The sequence below is a fragment of the Clavibacter davisi genome (assembly GCF_052751415.1).
In genome coordinates, this window is sequence record NZ_CP199882.1 from 1,244,552 (window position 1) to 1,261,126 (window position 16,575).

Below are 16,575 nucleotides of genomic sequence, written 5' to 3' on the forward strand. Positions count from 1 at the left end.
CGCCCGGCTCCGGCGAGCCGGTCAGGCCGGCCGCACGGCGCTCCCGCGAGCCGGTCAGCCCCGCTGCGCCTCGATGAAGCGCTCGACCGCCGGCAGCAGGTCGCCGTCGCCGCGCACGTGGTGACCGCTGATCCCCAGTCGGCGCGCGGACTCGACGTTGTCGATCCGGTCGTCGGCGAAGAAGGTGCGCGTGGCCGGCTGGCCGTAGGCCGCGAGCACCCCGCGGAACACGGCCGGATCGGGCTTCCGCGCGCCGTACCCGCTCGAGGTCCGCAGGTGCTCGACGCCGAACAGCGGCACGAGCTCGGGCGCGAGGGTCGGCAGGTGCCGGGCGGCGAGGGCGTTGTTGTTCGTGAGCAGCGTGATCCGGCCCGCCTCCCTCGCCCGTGCCACGGCCTCGAGCGCGGACGGCCGCACCGTCATGGAGGCGCGACGCCGACGCACCCACTCGTCCTCGTCCATCTCCACGCCCACCGCCGTGCAGAACGCGTCGAGGTAGGCGTCGGCGTCGATGCGCCCCGCCTCGGCCGCCCACTCGCCGTCGTCGTTGTACCAGCGACGGCGGAGCTCGGCGATGTCGTGCCCCGTGGCCGCCGTGATCCGGTCCGCCGGCCCCCGCCAGTCGTGGTCGTAGAGCACGTCGTCCATGTCGAACACGAACAGGAGCCCGGCGGCGGGCGAGGGGGAGGGCGCGGAGGTCATCCGCCCCAGTATGCGGCCGGCCCGGTCGCGCGCATCCTCCCGGATGCTCGGCGCCGCCTCGCGGACCCGCGTGCGGCGGGTGCCGCCACGCGGATCCTCCGCTCAGGGCCGCGGGCGTGCGCTCGGCTACGATGAGCGACGACATGGCGCGCATCTACGACTGCTCAGTCGACACCGACCTCCTCACCGGCACGAGACTCGCCCGACAGGCGGTGGGCCGCGGCGAGGTGGTCGTCATCCCCACGGACACGGTCTACGGCATCGCCGCCGACGCCTTCAACCCGGACGCCGTCCAGCGCCTCCTCGACGCGAAGGGCCGCGGCCGCGACGCCCCGCCGCCCGTGCTCATCCCCGGGCAGTCCACGCTCGACGCCCTCGCCGACTTCGTCCCCGACGTCGTCCGCCGACTGGTGGACGAGTTCTGGCCCGGCGGCCTCACGGTGATCCTCGTCGCGCAGCCCTCCCTGGTCTGGGACCTCGGCGAGACCCGCGGCACGGTCGCGCTCCGCATGCCCGCGAACCCGGTCGCGCTCGAGCTCCTCGCGGAGACGGGCCCGCTCGCGGTCTCGTCCGCCAACCGCACGGGCCGGCCCGCCGCGGCGACGGCCCAGGAGGCCGTCGACCAGCTCGGCGAGAGCGTCGAGGTCTTCCTCGACGGCGGCGCCGCCGGGGGAGCGGCCTCGACCATCGTCGACGCGTCGCGCGTCACCGAGGCCGGCGGCCGCGTCCGCATCGTCCGCGAGGGCGCCGTCACGCGCGCGCAGATCCAGCAGCTCATCGGCGACGAGCTCGAGCCCGTCGTGGCGGCGCCGAGCGAGCCGGCCGACGATGCCGTCGACGCGGACGTCGCCGCCTCGGGCGAGGAGCCGGCCGCCGACGATGCCGCCCCCGTGGCCGCCGCTCCCGCCGCGGTCCCCGACGAGCCCGAGGCCCCGCGCGGCATCGCGAGCGGCGCCGAGCGCGACGCGCGGTCGGCGTCCCAGCCGTCGGCGTCCCAGCCGTCGGCGTCCCAGACCTCCGCGTCCCAGCCCTCCGCGGATCCGCCCGCGCACCCCCGGTGACCTACTACGCCGCCATGGCGGTCGTCTCGGCGGTCATCACGCTCGTGCTCTCGATGGTCGTGATGAAGCTCGGCTACCGCTACCGGCTCTACCCGGCGATCCGCGACCGTGACGTGCACACCCGCCCGACGCCCCGGCTCGGCGGCGTCGCGATGTTCGCGGGCATCCTCGTCGCGTTCGCCGTGGCGTCGCAGGTGAGCTGGTTCGGCCTCGTCTTCGACCGGCCCGGGCCGGTGATCGCCATCCTCGGCGCCGCCCTCATGATCGTGGTCATCGGCGTTCTCGACGACATCTACGACCTCGACTGGATGATCAAGCTCGCCGGCCAGATCCTCGCCGCCGGCCTCCTCGCCTGGCAGGGTGTCGCCATCTCCTCGCTGCCCATCGGCGGCCTCACGGTCGGCTCCTCGCAGATGTCGATCATGCTGACGATCTTCGCGATCGTGCTCGTGATGAACGCCGTCAACTTCATCGACGGCCTCGACGGCCTCGTCGCCGGGGTCGCCATCATCGCCAACGGCGCCTTCTTCCTGTACAGCTTCCTGCTGTCGGACACCGCCACCGGCCAGACCGAGCGCTTCAACCTCGCGTCGCTCATCAGCGCGATCCTCATCGGCGCGTGCCTCGGCTTCCTCCCGTTCAACTGGCACCCGGCGAAGCTCTTCATGGGCGACGCGGGCGCGCTGCTCGTGGGCCTCCTCATGGCCACGAGCGCCATCGCGGTCACGGGCGAGATCGACCCGAACCCGGAGACCTTCGGCCGCTCGCAGCTGCTGCCCGCGTTCCTCCCGATCCTGCTGCCGTTCGCGATCCTCATCGTGCCGCTGCTCGACTTCGCCCTCGCGGTCTTCCGTCGGCTCCGGGCCGGCAAGTCGCCGTTCAGCGCCGACCGCAAGCACCTCCACCACCGTCTGCTCGACATGGGCCACTCGCGCCTGCACGCGACGCTGATCTTCTACGCGTGGACGGGCGTCGTCTCGGCCGGCTGCCTGCTGATGTTCGTCGTGCAGCCCTACGCCTGGGGCGTGGGCTTCATCGTCGTGGGCATGATCGCCTGCGCCGTGGTCACGCTCGCCCCGCTCAGCCGTCGCAAGCGCCTCGAGGCCGCCGCCCAGCTCGTCCCCGCGGACGCCGACTCCGACGACACGGCGCACTACGACCCGCTCGACGAGGCCGCGGGCGACCGTCCGCTCGCGCGCCTCTCGGAGTCCGAGCTCGAGGCCGTCGAGCTCGAGCACGCCGAGCTCGCGCACGGCACCCCGCCGACCCGACCCACCGACCTCCCGCACGCGGGGGACCACAAGGAGACCGCATGACCGACGACACGAGCGTCCCCGGGACGACCGGCCGCACGCCCGCGCAGGCCGTGTTCACCCGCATCCTGGTGGCGGGCGCCCTGCTCGCCCTCGCCATCGCCGTCGTCGGCGGCATCGTCGGCTTCGCGGTCGACGGCGGACGCGGCGTCGTCAGCGCCGTCATCGGCAGCGCCATGGCGCTGGTGTTCCTCGGGATCACCGCCGGCAGCATCCTCTTCGCCCAGCGCTTCCGGGCCTCGGAGAGCTACCCGCAGCTCTTCTTCGGCATCGTGCTGGGCGCCTGGGTCGTGAAGTTCGGCGTGTTCCTCGCCATCACGCTCACCCTCAAGGAGCAGCCCTGGATCAACCTCATGGTGCTCTTCGTGACCATCGTGGTGGGCGTCGTCGGCGCCCTCGTGATGGACGTCGTGGTCATCAGCCGGGCCCGCATGCCCTACGTCAGCGACGCGCAGCCGCCCCGCAGCTGATCCGCACCCGGGTCCCCGAGTCGCGTGCGACGCGATTAGTCAGGGCACCCTCATTGTTGGTAGTCTCTCTCCAGACGATTCCCGTCGGGCCGTGCCCAGAACCACCTCACGCCGGCGTCTTCTCACCCCATCCGTTCGTCGCCGCGAGAGCTCGCGCTCCACGCCCCGAAACAGGAGATAGCGCTGTTAGCCATCGCTGCACCACGCATCATCACCCTCGCCGCTGAAGACTCGGGTGAGGGGTTCCACGCTCCCACCATCGGGGAGTTCTTCCCGCCGATCGCCTTCTTCGAGGGCACGGGCTTCGACCTGAACCGGATCATGCTGATCCGCCTCCTGGTCCTCGCGGTGCTCGTGGTCGTCTTCGTCCTGGGCACGCGCAAGCTCACGCTCGTCCCCGGCCGCGCGCAGAACCTCATGGAGATGAGCGTCGACTTCGTCCGCGTGAACATCGCCGAGGACATCCTGGGCAAGAAGGACGGCAAGCGCTTCCTGCCGATCCTCGCGACGATCTTCTTCCTCGTCGTCGGCATGAACCTCACGGGCATCATCCCGTTCCTCAACATCGCCGGCACCTCGGTCATCGGCCTCCCGATGCTCCTCGCGGTCATCGCGTACATCACGTTCATCTACGCGGGCATCAAGGACCGGGGGCTGGGCTTCTTCAAGAACAGCCTCTTCCCGGCCGGCGCCCCGTGGCCCATCTACATCCTGCTGACGCCCATCGAGTTCCTGTCGACCTTCATCATCCGGCCCGTCGCGCTCACGCTCCGACTCCTGATGAACATGGTCGCGGGGCACCTCCTGCTGGTCCTCTGCTTCTCCGCGACGTGGTTCTTCCTCTTCGAGTCGCAGGGCGCCCTCAAGTTCCTCGGCGCCGGAACCCTCGTCCTCGGCTTCGCGTTCACGCTCTTCGAGCTGCTCGTCGCGGTCCTGCAGGCCTACATCTTCGCCCTCCTCACGGCTGTCTACATCCAGCTGGCCGTGGCGGAGGAGCACTAAGCGATCTCGTCCACCCACGAGATCACCCAACCGGAAGGAAACCCCAGTGGATCCCATCATTCTCGCCGAGATCAACGGCAACATCGCGACCGTCGGCTACGGTCTCGCCGCGATCGGCCCCGGCATCGGTGTCGGAATCGTCGCCGGCAAGACCGTCGAGGCCATCGCGCGCCAGCCTGAGATCGCGGGCCGCCTGCAGACCACGATGTTCCTCGGCATCGCGTTCTCCGAGGCGCTCGGCCTGATCGGCCTCGCCACCTACTTCATCTTCCAGTAAGGACCACGCGCATGATCTCGTCCCACAACGTGATGGCGGCAGGTGAAGAGACGACGCAGAGCATCCTGCTGCCCGCTGTCTACGACATCATGTGGTCGGCGGTCGTGTTCGTCGTCCTCCTGCTGGTCATCTGGAAGTACGCGCTCCCGCGCGTGTACACGCTGCTCGACGCGCGTACCGAGGCGATCGCGGGCGGCATCGAGAAGGCCGAGCGCGCGCAGGCCGAGGCGGACGCCGCCAAGGCCGAGCTCACAGCGCAGCTCGCCGAGGCGCGTGCAGAGGCCGGTCGCATCCGCGAGCAGGCCCGCGTCGACGCCACGGCGATCGCCGCGGAGATCAAGGAGCAGGCCACGGCCGACGCCGCCCGGATCACCGCCAGCGCCCAGTCGCAGATCGAGGCGGAGCGCCAGCAGGCGGTCGTCTCGCTCCGTTCCGAGGTCGGATCGCTCGCGATCGACCTCGCGTCGGGCGTCATCGGACAGAGCCTCACGGACGACCAGCGCTCCACCGCGCTCGTCGACCGGTTCCTCGCCGACCTGGAGGCCAGCGAGACCGCCGGCAGGACCGGATCCGCCAGCTGATGGGCAGTGCATCGCGCGCATCGCTGGAGTCGGCCCGTCGCGTCCTCGTGGGGCTCGGGGGCGTCGACCTGTCGACGGCCGGCCAGCTCCTCGGAGCCGGTCGCGCCATCGGCGGATCCACGCACCTGCTCTCCGCGCTGGCCGACACCGGCATCGCGCCGGAGGTCAAGCACGCCATCGTGGACCGGGTCTTCGGCCCCACCGTCCACGAGCCGGCGCTGCGCGTCCTCCGCGCGGTCGTCGACGGCCGCTGGTCGTCGAACGACGAGCTGCTGGCGGGCATCGAGGAGCTCGGCATCCGCGCCGTGGCGATCTCGGCGCCCGAGGGCACGCCCATCGAGGCGGAGCTGTTCACCTTCGGCCGCGCCGTCTCCACCGACGACGGGCTGGAGCTGGCGCTCGGCGACAAGCTCGGCGACGCCCGGGCCAAGTCGACGCTCGTCCACCGTCTCCTCGACGGCCGGGCATCGGAGCAGACGGTCGTGATCGTCGAGCAGCTCGTGCAGCAGCCCCGCGGCCGCCGCATGGGCGAGCTCATCCGTCACGCCGCCGCCCTCGTGGCCGACCAGGCGGGCCTCACCATCGCGACGGTCAGCGTCGCCTCGCCCCTGTCGCCCGAGCAGTCGGAGCGCCTGGCGCAGGCCCTCAGCCGCCGCTACTCGCGGCGGGTGGAGCTGAACGAGGTCGTGGACCGCGACCTCGTCGGCGGCCTCCGCGTGCAGATCGGCGACGACGTCATCGACGGCAGCGTCGCCACCAGGATCAACGATTTGAGACTCCAGTTCGCCTGACCGGCGGGCGTCACCTCGGGAGCCGTCCGCTCTCGTGAATGCAAAGGGAAAGAAGATGGCAGAACTTTCGATCAGCCCCGACGAGATCCGGGACGCGCTCAAGGACTTCGTGCAGTCCTACGAGCCCGGCAAGGCCTCGACCGAAGAGGTCGGCTACGTGCTCGACGCGGGCGACGGAATCGCCCACGTGCAGGGCCTGCCGGGCGTCATGGCCAACGAGCTCATCACGTTCGCCGACGGGACCCTGGGCCTCGCCCAGAACCTCGAGGAGAGCGAGATCGGCGTCATCGTGCTCGGCGAGTTCGCCGGCATCGAGGAGGGCATGGAGGTGCGCCGCACCGGCGAGGTGCTCTCCGTCCCCGTCGGCGACGGCTACCTCGGTCGCGTCGTCGACCCGCTCGGCAAGCCCATCGACGGACAGGGCGAGATCGCGACCGAGGGCCGCCGCGCCCTCGAGCTCCAGGCGCCCGGCGTCATGCAGCGCAAGAGCGTGCACGAGCCCATGCAGACCGGCATCAAGGCCATCGACGCCATGATCCCGATCGGCCGCGGCCAGCGCCAGCTCATCATCGGCGACCGCCAGACCGGCAAGACGGCCATCGCGATCGACACGATCATCAACCAGAAGGCCAACTGGGAGTCCGGCGACACGAACAAGCAGGTGCGCTGCATCTACGTCGCCATCGGCCAGAAGGGCTCGACCATCGCCTCGGTGAAGGGCGCCCTCGAGGAGGCCGGCGCCATGGAGTACACGACCATCGTCGCGTCCCCCGCGTCCGACCCCGCCGGCTTCAAGTACCTCGCGCCCTACACGGGCTCGGCCATCGGCCAGCACTGGATGTACGGCGGCAAGCACGTCCTCATCATCTTCGACGACCTGTCCAAGCAGGCCGAGGCCTACCGCGCCGTCTCCCTCCTCCTGCGCCGTCCGCCGGGACGCGAGGCGTACCCCGGCGACGTGTTCTACCTGCACTCCCGCCTGCTCGAGCGCTGCGCCAAGCTCTCGGACGAGCTGGGCGCCGGTTCGATGACGGGCCTGCCCATCATCGAGACGAAGGCCAACGACGTCTCCGCGTACATCCCCACCAACGTGATCTCGATCACCGACGGCCAGATCTTCCTGCAGTCCGACCTCTTCAACGCCAACCAGCGTCCCGCGGTCGACGTCGGCATCTCGGTCTCCCGCGTCGGCGGCGACGCCCAGGTGAAGAGCATCAAGAAGGTCTCCGGCACGCTCAAGCTCGAGCTCGCGCAGTACCGCTCCCTCGAGGCGTTCGCGATCTTCGCGTCCGACCTCGATGCGGCCAGCCGTCGTCAGCTCGCCCGCGGCGCGCGCCTCACCGAGCTGCTCAAGCAGCCCCAGTACTCGCCGTTCCCCATCGAGGAGCAGGTCGTCTCGATCTGGGCGGGCACGAAGGGCAAGCTCGACGAGGTCCCCGTCGAGGACATCCTCCGCTTCGAGCGCGAGCTGCTCGACCACCTCCACCGCAACACGGAGGTGCTGTCGCAGCTCAAGGAGAAGAACGTCCTCACCGACGACATCGTCGACGCGATGGACAAGGCAGTGGACGCGTTCAAGCTCGAGTTCCAGACGGGCGAGGGCAAGCCGCTCGCCTCCGTGGGATCCGAGAAGTTCGAGCCCGCCAAGGCCGAGGACGTCAACCAGGAGCAGATCGTCAAGGGCAAGCGCTGACGCGCTCGCCCCACCGATCCGCCACCGACCGAGACCGATAGGGAGACTCATGGGAGCGCAACTCCGGGTCTACACGCAGAAGATCAAGTCCGCGCAGACGACGAAGAAGATCACCCGCGCGATGGAGCTGATCTCCGCGTCGCGCATCCAGAAGGCGCAGCAGCGGATGGCGGCGTCCGCGCCGTACTCCCGCGCCGTCACGCGCGCGGTCTCGGCGGTGGCGACGTTCTCCAACGTCGACCACATCCTCACGACCGAGCCCGAGAAGGTGGAGCGGGCGGCGATCGTCATCTTCGCCTCCGACCGCGGCCTCGCCGGCGCGTTCAGCTCCAGCGTCCTGAAGGAGTCGGAGCAGCTCGCCGAGCTCCTCCGCTCGCAGGGCAAGGAGATCGTCTACTACCTCGTCGGCCGCAAGGCCGTGGGGTACTTCAAGTTCCGCAAGCGCTCCTCGGAGCGCATCTGGACCGGCAGCACGGAGAAGCCCGAGTTCGAGACCGCGAAGTCGATCGGCGACGCGCTCGTGGAGAAGTTCGTCACCGAGGCGTCGGCGGGCGGCGTGGACGAGATCCACATCGTCTTCAACCGCTTCGTGTCGATCGCCACGCAGAAGCCCGAGGTCGTGCGGCTCCTCCCGCTCGAGGTCGTCGAGGGGGTCGAGGCGCCCGAGAAGGGCACCGTCCTCCCGCTCTACGAGTTCGAGCCCGAGGTGGGCGACGTGCTCGACGCGCTGCTGCCCGTCTACATCGAGAGCCGCATCTTCAACGCCATGCTGCAGTCGGCCGCCTCCGAGCACGCCGCACGCCAGAAGGCCATGAAGTCGGCGAGCGACAACGCCGACAAGCTCGTGACCACCTACACCCGGCTGCGGAACAACGCGCGCCAGACCGAGATCACGCAGCAGATCTCCGAGATCGTCGGCGGCGCGGACGCGCTCGCCTCCAGCAAGTAAGACCTCACGCACCACGGATGAAGAAGAGAGACATCAATGACTGACACCGCCACTGCGCCGGTCGCCAGCGACAGCGTGGCCGGCGTCGGACGCATCGTCCGCGTCACCGGCCCGGTCGTGGACATCGAGTTCCCGCACGACTCGATCCCCCCGGTCTACAACGCCCTGAAGACCACGATCACCATCGGCGAGGAGGCGACGGAGATCACGCTCGAGATCGCGCTGCACCTCGGCGACGACGTCGTGCGCGCCATCGCCCTGAAGCCCACGGACGGCCTCGTCCGCGGCCAGGAGGTGCGCGACACCGGTGCCGCCATCTCGGTGCCCGTCGGCGACATCACCAAGGGCAAGGTGTTCAACGTCACGGGCGACATCCTCAACAACGAGGGCGGCGAGCCGATCGAGATCACCGAGCGCTGGCCCATCCACCGCAAGCCCCCGATGTTCGACCAGCTCGAGTCCAAGACGCAGCTGTTCGAGACCGGCATCAAGGTCATCGACCTCCTCACCCCGTACGTGCAGGGCGGCAAGATCGGCCTGTTCGGCGGAGCGGGCGTCGGCAAGACCGTCCTCATCCAGGAGATGATCCAGCGCGTCGCGCAGGACCACGGCGGCGTGTCCGTGTTCGCCGGCGTCGGCGAGCGCACGCGTGAGGGCAACGACCTCATCATGGAGATGGAGGAGGCAGGCGTCTTCGACAAGACCGCGTTGGTCTTCGGCCAGATGGACGAGCCGCCGGGAACGCGCCTGCGCGTGGCGCTGTCCGCGCTCACGATGGCGGAGTACTTCCGCGACGTGAAGAACCAGGACGTGCTGCTCTTCATCGACAACATCTTCCGCTTCACGCAGGCCGGCTCCGAGGTCTCCACGCTGCTCGGCCGCATGCCGTCCGCGGTGGGCTACCAGCCCAACCTCGCCGACGAGATGGGTGTGCTCCAGGAGCGCATCACGTCGACGCGCGGCCACAGCATCACCTCGCTGCAGGCCATCTACGTCCCCGCGGACGACTACACCGACCCGGCCCCGGCCACCACGTTCGCGCACCTCGACGCGACCACGGAGCTCAGCCGCGAGATCGCGTCGCGTGGTCTCTACCCGGCCGTCGACCCGCTGACGTCCACCAGCCGCATCCTCGACCCGCGGTACCTGGGCCAGGCGCACTACGACACGGCCACCCGCGTCAAGGCGATCCTGCAGAAGAACAAGGAGCTGCAGGAGATCATCGCGATCCTCGGCGTCGACGAGCTCTCCGAGGAGGACAAGGTCACGGTGTCGCGTGCGCGCCGCATCCAGCAGTTCCTCTCGCAGAACACGTACATGGCGAAGAAGTTCACGGGCGTCGAGGGCTCCACGGTGCCACTGAAGAACACCATCGAGTCGTTCTCGAAGATCGCCGACGGCGACTACGACCACGTCGCCGAGCAGGCGTTCTTCAACGTCGGCGACCTCGACGACGTCGAGCGCCGCTGGTCCGAGATCCAGAAGGAGAACGGCTGACATGGCCCGCGCTGATCTCACGGTGACCGTGGTCTCCGCCGACCAGCAGGTCTGGTCGGGCCAGGCGTCCATGGTCGTCGCGCGCACCAGCGAGGGCGAGATCGGCATCCTGGCCGGTCACGAGCCGCTCCTGGCGATCCTCGCGACCGGCAACGTCCGCATCACGCAGGACGGCGGCGCCGTGATCACGGCCGACGCCGACGAGGGCTTCCTCTCGGTCGAGAACGACAACGTGACCGTGGTCGCGCGCAAGGCCGCTCTGGTCGCGTAGCGTCACGTCACGTCGCATCGTCCGAAGGCGGGCGGTCCCCTCGGGGGCCGTCCGCCTTCGTGCGTCCGCCTGCCATCCGTCCCGTCCTGGAGGTCCCGTCCCGTGCTCGTCCTGCTGCCGCCGTCCGAGACCAAGCGCGACGGAGGGGATGCGGCCTCCCCGCTCGACCTCGACCGCCTGGCGTTCCCCGCGCTCACCGCCGAGCGCCGGACCGTGGTGCGGGCCGTGGCGGACCTCGCGCGGGATCCGGAGGCGGCGGCGCGTGCGCTGAAGCTCGGGCCGCGGCAGGCCGCCGAGGTGGAGCGGAACCGCGTCGTGGAGTCGTCCCCGACGATGCCCGCGCTCCTGCGCTACACGGGGGTGCTGTACGACCCGATCGGCGCCGCGGGCCTCGATGCGGAGCAGCTCGCCTTCGCCGGACGCCACGTCGCCGTGCACTCGGCGCTCTTCGGCCCGATCGCCGCCACCGACCCCATCCCCGCCTACCGCCTGTCGCACGACAGCCGCCTGCCCGGCGTGCGGATGAAGGCGCACTGGGCGGCGTCGGTCCGCGCGGCCCTGGCCGAGGTGCCCGGGCTCGTGCTCGACCTCCGCAGCGAGGGCTACGCCGCGCTCGGCCCGCGTCCGGGCCACGCGGACTCCGCCGTCGTGCGGGTGGTCGCCCGCGGCGAGGACGGCACGACGCGCGCCCTCAACCACTTCAACAAGAAGGCCAAGGGCGAGCTCGTGCGCGCCCTCGTGCTCGGCGGGCAGGACCTCGGCTCGGTGGCCGAGCTCCTCGAGTGGGCAGGGGAGTCGGGCGTCGAGCTCGACCGCGGCGCCGACGGCGAGCTGGTGCTCGTAGCCGCCGCCCGCTGACGGTCGCTCGGATCCCGCACGGGGGGGGCGAGCCCCGAGCCCTGAGCGCCGTGGCTCGCGCTCGCGGGTGACGGCCGGATCAGGCCGCCCGGTGGCAGCCGACGACGTGGTCGTCGACCAGGCCGGAGGACTGCATGAGCGCGTAGACGGTGGTCGGGCCCACGAACCGCAGGCCGAGCGCCTTGAGCTCCCGGCTCAGGGCGGTCGACTCCGGGGTCACCGCCGGGATGTCGTCCGCGGTCGCGGGGCGCTCCCGCGTCGTCGGATCCGCGGCGTGCGCCCAGATCAGGCGGTCCAGCGCGCCGGCGCCGCGCTCGTCGACGAGCGTCCGGACGATCCGGGCGTTGCCGCGGGCGGCCAGGATCTTCGCGCGGTTGCGGATGATGCCGGCGTCGCCCATGAGCCGCTCGACGTCGTCGTCGTCCAGGGCGGCGACCGCGTCGACGTCGAAGCCGTGGAAGACCTCGCGGAAACGCGGGCGCTTGCGGAGGATGGTGATCCAGGCCAGGCCGGCCTGGAAGCCCTCCAACGACAGCTTCTCGAACAGCGGGCGGTCGCCGTGCAGGGGCCGGCCCCACTCCTCGTCGTGGTACCTGCGGTACTCGGCGTCGCCCGCGGACCACGCGCAGCGGACGAGGCCGTCCTCGCCCGTGACCAGGGAGGCCCGGGTCATGACGGCAGCACCGAGCCCTCGAGGGCGAGCAGGCGCAGCTTCGTGGACACGCCGTCCCCCGCGCTGAACCCCGTGACCCGGCCGTCGGAGCCGAGCACACGGTGGCAGGGGACGAGGATGCAGAGGCGGTTGGCTCCGACCGCCCCGCCGACCGCGCGGGCGCCACCCGGGCGACCGGCGGCCTCCGCGAGCGCGCCGTAGGTGATGACGCCGCCGTGGGGCACGCGCATGAGCGCCTCCCAGACGGCCAGCTGGAAGGGCGTCCCGACCAGCCGCACCGGGACGTCGAGGACCGGCAGCCGACCGGCGAGGTGCGCGTCGAGCTGCCGGGCCGCCTCGTCGAGCACCGGGCTCGGCCGGTCGGGCAGGTGGTCGAGCGGCAGCGCGTCCGCGGTGGCGATGGAGAGCGCGACGAGGCGGTCGCCGTCCGCGACGAGCTCGAGGCGCCCGACCGGGGAGGGGATGCGCAGCAGCGCGTGACCCGGCGCGAGGGTGCCGCGCGCGGGCCGGAGCCGGCTCCCGGCAGCGGCAGCGGCAGCGACATCGGCAGGGACCGCCCTCGGGCGGGCGGCGGCGGGAGCGGGGGCGGCGGCGGGGGGAGCGGTCATGCGGCGAACGTAGGGGCTGCGGGGCGGGGGATCCGGGCGGGTGGAAGGCTGGGGGATCCGCGTCGACCACGCGGGCGGGGGAGGAGCCGGCCGGACGTCTCCCGCCTCACCGCGATCGCCCGTGCCCGTCCTGCGTGTGCACCTTGAGGTACACGAAGGTCTCGGTGCTGACGACGCCCTCGAGCGCCCGGATCCGCGCGTTCAGCAGCTCCACCAGCTCGTCGTCGTCCTCGCACACGACCTCGGCGAGGAGGTCGAAGGTGCCCGCGGTGATGACCACGTAGTCGACCGCCGGGATGGCCGCGAGGGCGTCGGCGACCAGCCGCACGTCGCCGCTGACCGTCACGCCGATCATCGCTTGGCGGGTGAGGCCGAGCTGCTGCGGGTCCGTGAGCGCGACGATGCGGATCACGCCGCCGTCGGTGAGCTTCTGCACCCGCTGGCGCACGGCCGCCTCGCTCAGCCCGACCGCCTTGCCGATCTCCGCGTACGACCGGCGGCCGTCGGCGCGCAGCTGCTCCACGATGGAGCGCGAGATCGCGTCGACGGGGAGCCCGCGGGCGGAGGGGCGGTGCGGCGTGCTCATCGCACGAGCATGGCAGTCCGAGGGAGGCCGGGCAACCGGATCCGCGGCCCGGCGCCCGCGCGACCGAGCGGATCATCCGCCGCGTCACGCCATCGCCGCGCGACCCGGTGCGGGGCGCACGAGCGGTAGGATCCGAGGCAGCGCGTCCGGCCGCCCGGGGCCCGGCGCCGACCCGCCCCTCCGGGCGCCGATCCTCGATGGAGCCGATGACGTGAGCGAGGGCTCCCACCGTTCCGCGCCGGCCTCCGCGGGCCCCGAGGGCATCGGCCTGGTCGTCCCGCACGCGGCGGTGCTCCTGCCCGCGGGCGTCGGATCCGGAGCGGTCGCGCGGGTCTGGGACATCCTGGCGGGCTCCGACGTGCAGGCGGAGTCCCTCGTCGCCGTGCTGCCGCTGCGGGGCGACGCGGAGGTCCCCTCGTTCGGCATCGCGGTCCACGACGGGGACGGACCGGACGGCGCGCGCCTCCAGGTGGTGCTGCGCGGCGACGCCGTGATCGACGTCGCCGCCGACGGCGGGATCCGCCGGATCGACGCACGGGGAGCCGTCCCGTTCTACCTCGCGACGCTCGACCGGGTCGCGGCCTACCGTCTGGGCCGGACGGCCGATGCGGTGGCGGCGGACGTCCTGGACGCGCTGCCGATCCTGGCGGGCGCCGTGGTCTGCGGACAGGTCGCCTGGTCTCGGCTCGCCGGGGACGCGCCGCCGTCCGGCCGTCGTCGCCGGGGCGCGCACGCGCGTCCGGACGCGGAGGCGGCGGCACCCGCGGAGGCGCCGGAGCCGGCCCACGCCGTCCCGCCCGCGACCGCCCCAGCCCCTGCGCCCGCCGTCTCCGAGGCCTCCGCGCGCGCGCGATCCGCGGCGGCCCCGACCGCCGCGATCCCCACGGCGCCGGCGGGCGACGGCGACCTCGCCCCGCTGCCCGTCCACGCGTTCCGCATCGTGCCGGCCGACCCCGCCCGCCGCAGCGACCCGGAGGGACCGGCGGACGCCGAGCGCATCCCCCTCGACGTGCCCGCGGTCGTCGGACGCCGCCCGCGCCCGCCGCGCGTCGTGCGTGGCGCCGCCCCGCGGCTCGTCGCCGTCGCGTCCCCGCTGGGCGAGATCTCGGGGACGCACGTCGGCATCCGGCAGGAGGGCGGCGCGGTCGTCGTGACGGACCTCGACTCCACGAACGGGACGGCGGTGCTCGTGCCGGGGGCCGAGCGCCTCGCGCTGCACCGCGGGGAGTCGCTCGTGGTCGTCCCGGGGACGCGCGTGGACATCGGCGACGGCGTCGTCCTCGAGATCCTGCCGGCCCGATGACCGCCATCGGCCCCGACGTCCCCGAGACGCGCCTCGCCCTGCCCGACGGGCGCACGCTCGTGCTCGGCTGGGCGTCCGCCACCGACCGCGGGCTCCGCCGCGACCACAACGAGGACAGCGTCCTCGCCGCCGTGCCCTACTTCGCGGTCGCGGACGGCATGGGCGGTCACGCGGCGGGCGACGTCGCCAGCGACGCCGTCATCCGACGCCTCGCCGAGGAGCAGGCGCGGGCCGAGGGCGGGTTCGCGGATCCCGAGGGCGTGGAGCCGGCCCTCGAGCGCGCGGTGGAGGACATCCGCGAGGAGACCGGCGACCTCGAGCTGCACGCGGGCACGACCGTGACGGGCGCGTGCCTCACCATCGTCTCCGACCGGCCGTACTGGGCCGTGTTCAACGTGGGCGACTCGCGCGTGTACCAGCTCCGCGGAGACGTGCTCGAGCAGGTCACGGTCGACCACTCGGTGGTGCAGGAGATGGTCGACGCGGGCCGGATCACGCGCGCGCAGGCCGACCTGCACCCGGACGGCAACATCATCACGCGGGCGGTGGGCGTCGGCGACGCGGCCGAGGCCGACTACTGGCTGCTGCCCGTCACCGCACGGCTGCGGCTGCTGGTCTGCTCCGACGGGCTGACGAAGGAGCTGTCGGACGAGGAGATCCGCGGCCACCTGCTGCACGCGGACGACGCCGCGACGGCCGTGGGACGTCTCGTGCGCGGCGCCCTCGGGAACGGGGGGCGCGACAACGTCACGGCCGTGGTGGTCGACGTCCTGCGGATCGAGCCGCCCTCCGAGGCACCCGAGCCCGCGCGCCGCCGCGGCCTGCGCCGCTGACCGCGAGGTCGACCCGGTCCGACCGGTCCGAACCGGTCCGACCGCTCGGCGGTCCCGCTACGCGTGCAGCGCGTCGTTCAGGATCGACCCGCCGCCGCGGCGCGGCACCGCCTCGACGGCGCCCGTCAGGGAGTTGCGGCGGAACAGGATCCCGGGACGGCCGGACAGCTCGACGGCCTTCACCTGCGGCACCGACCCGTCGGCGGCGGGCGCCTCGCCCGCGAGCCGCACCTTCGTGCCGGCCGTGACGTAGAGGCCGGCCTCCACGACGCTGTCGTCGCCGATGGAGATGCCGACGCCCGAGTTCGCGCCGAGCAGGGCCCGTTCGCCGATGACGACGCGCTGCGTGCCGCCGCCCGAGAGCGTGCCCATGATGGACGCGCCGCCGCCGATGTCCGAGCCGTCGCCGACGACGACTCCCTGCGTGATCCGCCCCTCGACCATGGAGGCGCCGAGCGTGCCGGCGTTGAAGTTGACGAAGCCCTCGTGCATGACGGTGGTGCCGGGGGAGAGGTGCGCGCCGAGGCGCACGCGCGAGGCGTCGGCGATGCGCACGCGGTCGGGCGTGACGTAGTCGAGCAGGCGCGGGAACTTGTCGATGCCGTGCGCGGCGATGCCCGCGCGCTGGAGCGACGGCCGGAGCCGGTCGAAGTCGTCCGGGTGCACGGGGCCCGCGTTGGTCCACACGACGATGGGCAGGTGGCCGAAGATGCCGTCGAGGTTCAGGGTGTTCGGCGCCGCGAGCAGGTGGCTGAGCAGGTGCAGGCGGAGGTACGCGTCCGGCGTGGACGCGGGCGCGGCCTGCAGGTCGATCTCGACGGTGACGATGTCGACCGTGACGCCGCGGCGCGGGTCCGCGACCGCGAGCTCCTCGATCCACGCCGGTGCGATCCAGCGGTCGCGGCCCTCCGGCAGGGCGCCGAGCTCGGGCGCCGGGAACCACGTGTCGAGCACGGTCCCGTCGGAGGCGACCGTCGCGAGGCCGTAGCCCCACGCGGATCCTGATGCGGGCACGGCGGACGAGGGCGAAGCGGGGGAGGCCATGCGGCCAGCGTACCGATCGGCGCGCGCCGTCCCCGGGTCCTCCCCAGGACCCGCGTCGGCCCC

19 protein-coding genes are annotated in these 16,575 nt (G+C 72.3%); 14 read left to right on the forward strand and 5 right to left on the reverse strand.

Annotated elements, in window-relative coordinates; translation table 11 throughout:
• Nucleotides 1-54: 54 nt before the first annotated feature.
• Nucleotides 55-702 (reverse strand): HAD-IA family hydrolase, encoded by a 648-nt coding sequence (locus ACU4ZT_RS05940; RefSeq protein ID WP_270979294.1) that lies wholly within the window; start codon nt 700-702, stop codon nt 55-57.
• 131 nt (nt 703-833) lie between these two features.
• Here ACU4ZT_RS05940 and ACU4ZT_RS05945 point away from each other — a divergent pair, with 131 nt between their 5' ends.
• The 12 genes from ACU4ZT_RS05945 to yaaA all read left to right on the forward strand — a co-directional run bounded on the left by ACU4ZT_RS05945 (nt 834) and on the right by yaaA (nt 11,465).
• Nucleotides 834-1,763 (forward strand): L-threonylcarbamoyladenylate synthase, encoded by a 930-nt coding sequence (locus ACU4ZT_RS05945; protein ID WP_445338344.1) that lies wholly within the window; start codon nt 834-836, stop codon nt 1,761-1,763.
• Nucleotides 1,760-3,079, forward strand: a complete 1,320-nt coding sequence (locus ACU4ZT_RS05950; RefSeq protein ID WP_414748137.1) for an MraY family glycosyltransferase — start codon at nt 1,760-1,762, stop codon at nt 3,077-3,079. Before ACU4ZT_RS05945 ends, ACU4ZT_RS05950 begins: the two co-directional genes overlap by 4 nt.
• Complete coding sequence (locus ACU4ZT_RS05955; protein WP_063072897.1) at nt 3,076-3,546, forward strand: Cg1360 family ATP-synthase-associated protein; 471 nt, start codon at nt 3,076-3,078, stop codon at nt 3,544-3,546. The genes ACU4ZT_RS05950 and ACU4ZT_RS05955 overlap by 4 nt, the downstream gene beginning before the upstream one ends.
• Nucleotides 3,547-3,723: 177 nt before the next feature.
• Complete coding sequence (gene atpB / locus ACU4ZT_RS05960; protein ID WP_414146366.1) at nt 3,724-4,548, forward strand: F0F1 ATP synthase subunit A; 825 nt, start codon at nt 3,724-3,726, stop codon at nt 4,546-4,548.
• A 46-nt stretch (nt 4,549-4,594) separates the two neighbouring features.
• Entirely contained in the window at nt 4,595-4,825 is a 231-nt protein-coding gene (gene atpE, locus ACU4ZT_RS05965) for an ATP synthase F0 subunit C (protein WP_063072899.1), read from the forward strand.
• An 11-nt stretch (nt 4,826-4,836) separates the two neighbouring features.
• Complete coding sequence (locus ACU4ZT_RS05970) at nt 4,837-5,406, forward strand: F0F1 ATP synthase subunit B (RefSeq protein WP_063072900.1); 570 nt, start codon at nt 4,837-4,839, stop codon at nt 5,404-5,406.
• Entirely contained in the window at nt 5,406-6,197 is a 792-nt protein-coding gene (locus tag ACU4ZT_RS05975) for a F0F1 ATP synthase subunit delta (protein WP_063072901.1), read from the forward strand. The genes ACU4ZT_RS05970 and ACU4ZT_RS05975 overlap by 1 nt, the downstream gene beginning before the upstream one ends.
• A 55-nt stretch (nt 6,198-6,252) precedes the next feature.
• A complete protein-coding gene (gene atpA, locus ACU4ZT_RS05980; protein ID WP_063072902.1) occupies nt 6,253-7,890 on the forward strand; it encodes a F0F1 ATP synthase subunit alpha in 1,638 nt (545 codons plus the stop codon).
• A 49-nt stretch (nt 7,891-7,939) separates the two neighbouring features.
• Nucleotides 7,940-8,839: a F0F1 ATP synthase subunit gamma gene (locus ACU4ZT_RS05985; RefSeq protein WP_063072903.1), complete on the forward strand. Its 900-nt coding sequence runs from the start codon at nt 7,940-7,942 to the stop codon at nt 8,837-8,839.
• 36 nt (nt 8,840-8,875) lie between these two features.
• A complete protein-coding gene (gene atpD / locus ACU4ZT_RS05990) occupies nt 8,876-10,336 on the forward strand; it encodes a F0F1 ATP synthase subunit beta (RefSeq protein WP_445338349.1) in 1,461 nt (486 codons plus the stop codon).
• Between the two features lies 1 nt (nt 10,337).
• Nucleotides 10,338-10,607 carry a F0F1 ATP synthase subunit epsilon gene (locus tag ACU4ZT_RS05995; RefSeq protein ID WP_012037856.1) on the forward strand — a complete coding sequence of 90 codons (270 nt, stop codon included), beginning with the start codon at nt 10,338-10,340 and terminating at the stop codon, nt 10,605-10,607.
• Between the two features lie 102 nt (nt 10,608-10,709).
• On the forward strand, nt 10,710-11,465 hold the full coding sequence (yaaA, locus tag ACU4ZT_RS06000) for a peroxide stress protein YaaA (protein WP_445338351.1): 756 nt from the start codon (nt 10,710-10,712) through the stop codon (nt 11,463-11,465).
• Nucleotides 11,466-11,544: 79 nt separating this feature from the next.
• On the opposite strand, the gene ACU4ZT_RS06005 is transcribed toward yaaA, so the two are convergent.
• The 3 genes from ACU4ZT_RS06005 to ACU4ZT_RS06015 form a co-directional block, all read right to left on the reverse strand.
• Nucleotides 11,545-12,138, reverse strand: coding sequence for a DNA-3-methyladenine glycosylase I (locus ACU4ZT_RS06005; RefSeq protein WP_270979305.1), 594 nt, complete (start codon nt 12,136-12,138; stop codon nt 11,545-11,547).
• Entirely contained in the window at nt 12,135-12,746 is a 612-nt protein-coding gene (locus ACU4ZT_RS06010; protein WP_270979306.1) for a methylated-DNA--[protein]-cysteine S-methyltransferase, read from the reverse strand. The genes ACU4ZT_RS06005 and ACU4ZT_RS06010 overlap by 4 nt, the downstream gene beginning before the upstream one ends.
• A gap of 106 nt (nt 12,747-12,852) precedes the next feature.
• Nucleotides 12,853-13,332 carry an Lrp/AsnC family transcriptional regulator gene (locus ACU4ZT_RS06015; protein WP_063072906.1) on the reverse strand — a complete coding sequence of 160 codons (480 nt, stop codon included), beginning with the start codon at nt 13,330-13,332 and terminating at the stop codon, nt 12,853-12,855.
• A 211-nt stretch (nt 13,333-13,543) separates the two neighbouring features.
• Here ACU4ZT_RS06015 and ACU4ZT_RS06020 point away from each other — a divergent pair, with 211 nt between their 5' ends.
• Together ACU4ZT_RS06020 and ACU4ZT_RS06025 are read left to right on the forward strand one after the other, a co-directional pair.
• Entirely contained in the window at nt 13,544-14,635 is a 1,092-nt protein-coding gene (locus ACU4ZT_RS06020; RefSeq protein ID WP_063072907.1) for an FHA domain-containing protein, read from the forward strand.
• Nucleotides 14,632-15,468, forward strand: coding sequence for a PP2C family protein-serine/threonine phosphatase (locus tag ACU4ZT_RS06025; RefSeq protein ID WP_063072908.1), 837 nt, complete (start codon nt 14,632-14,634; stop codon nt 15,466-15,468). Before ACU4ZT_RS06020 ends, ACU4ZT_RS06025 begins: the two co-directional genes overlap by 4 nt.
• A 57-nt stretch (nt 15,469-15,525) precedes the next feature.
• On the opposite strand, the gene dapD is transcribed toward ACU4ZT_RS06025, so the two are convergent.
• Nucleotides 15,526-16,512: a 2,3,4,5-tetrahydropyridine-2,6-dicarboxylate N-succinyltransferase gene (gene dapD / locus ACU4ZT_RS06030; protein WP_063072909.1), complete on the reverse strand. Its 987-nt coding sequence runs from the start codon at nt 16,510-16,512 to the stop codon at nt 15,526-15,528.
• Between the last annotated feature and the right edge of the window lie 63 nt (nt 16,513-16,575).

Bases quoted from the DNA above. Each gene is read 5' to 3' on its own strand.
- ACU4ZT_RS05940 (WP_270979294.1), bottom strand. From the start codon at position 702: ATGACCTCCGCGCCCTCCCCCTCGCCCGCCGCCGGGCTCCTGTTCGTG.
- ACU4ZT_RS05945 (WP_445338344.1), top strand. From the start codon at position 834: ATGAGCGACGACATGGCGCGCATCTACGACTGCTCAGTCGACACCGAC.
- ACU4ZT_RS05955 (WP_063072897.1), top strand. From the start codon at position 3,076: ATGACCGACGACACGAGCGTCCCCGGGACGACCGGCCGCACGCCCGCG.
- ACU4ZT_RS05970 (WP_063072900.1), top strand. From the start codon at position 4,837: ATGATCTCGTCCCACAACGTGATGGCGGCAGGTGAAGAGACGACGCAG.
- ACU4ZT_RS05975 (WP_063072901.1), top strand. From the start codon at position 5,406: ATGGGCAGTGCATCGCGCGCATCGCTGGAGTCGGCCCGTCGCGTCCTC.
- atpA (WP_063072902.1), top strand. From the start codon at position 6,253: ATGGCAGAACTTTCGATCAGCCCCGACGAGATCCGGGACGCGCTCAAG.
- ACU4ZT_RS05985 (WP_063072903.1), top strand. From the start codon at position 7,940: ATGGGAGCGCAACTCCGGGTCTACACGCAGAAGATCAAGTCCGCGCAG.
- atpD (WP_445338349.1), top strand. From the start codon at position 8,876: ATGACTGACACCGCCACTGCGCCGGTCGCCAGCGACAGCGTGGCCGGC.
- ACU4ZT_RS05995 (WP_012037856.1), top strand. From the start codon at position 10,338: ATGGCCCGCGCTGATCTCACGGTGACCGTGGTCTCCGCCGACCAGCAG.
- ACU4ZT_RS06005 (WP_270979305.1), bottom strand. From the start codon at position 12,138: ATGACCCGGGCCTCCCTGGTCACGGGCGAGGACGGCCTCGTCCGCTGC.
- ACU4ZT_RS06010 (WP_270979306.1), bottom strand. From the start codon at position 12,746: ATGACCGCTCCCCCCGCCGCCGCCCCCGCTCCCGCCGCCGCCCGCCCG.
- ACU4ZT_RS06015 (WP_063072906.1), bottom strand. From the start codon at position 13,332: ATGAGCACGCCGCACCGCCCCTCCGCCCGCGGGCTCCCCGTCGACGCG.
- ACU4ZT_RS06025 (WP_063072908.1), top strand. From the start codon at position 14,632: ATGACCGCCATCGGCCCCGACGTCCCCGAGACGCGCCTCGCCCTGCCC.
- dapD (WP_063072909.1), bottom strand. From the start codon at position 16,512: ATGGCCTCCCCCGCTTCGCCCTCGTCCGCCGTGCCCGCATCAGGATCC.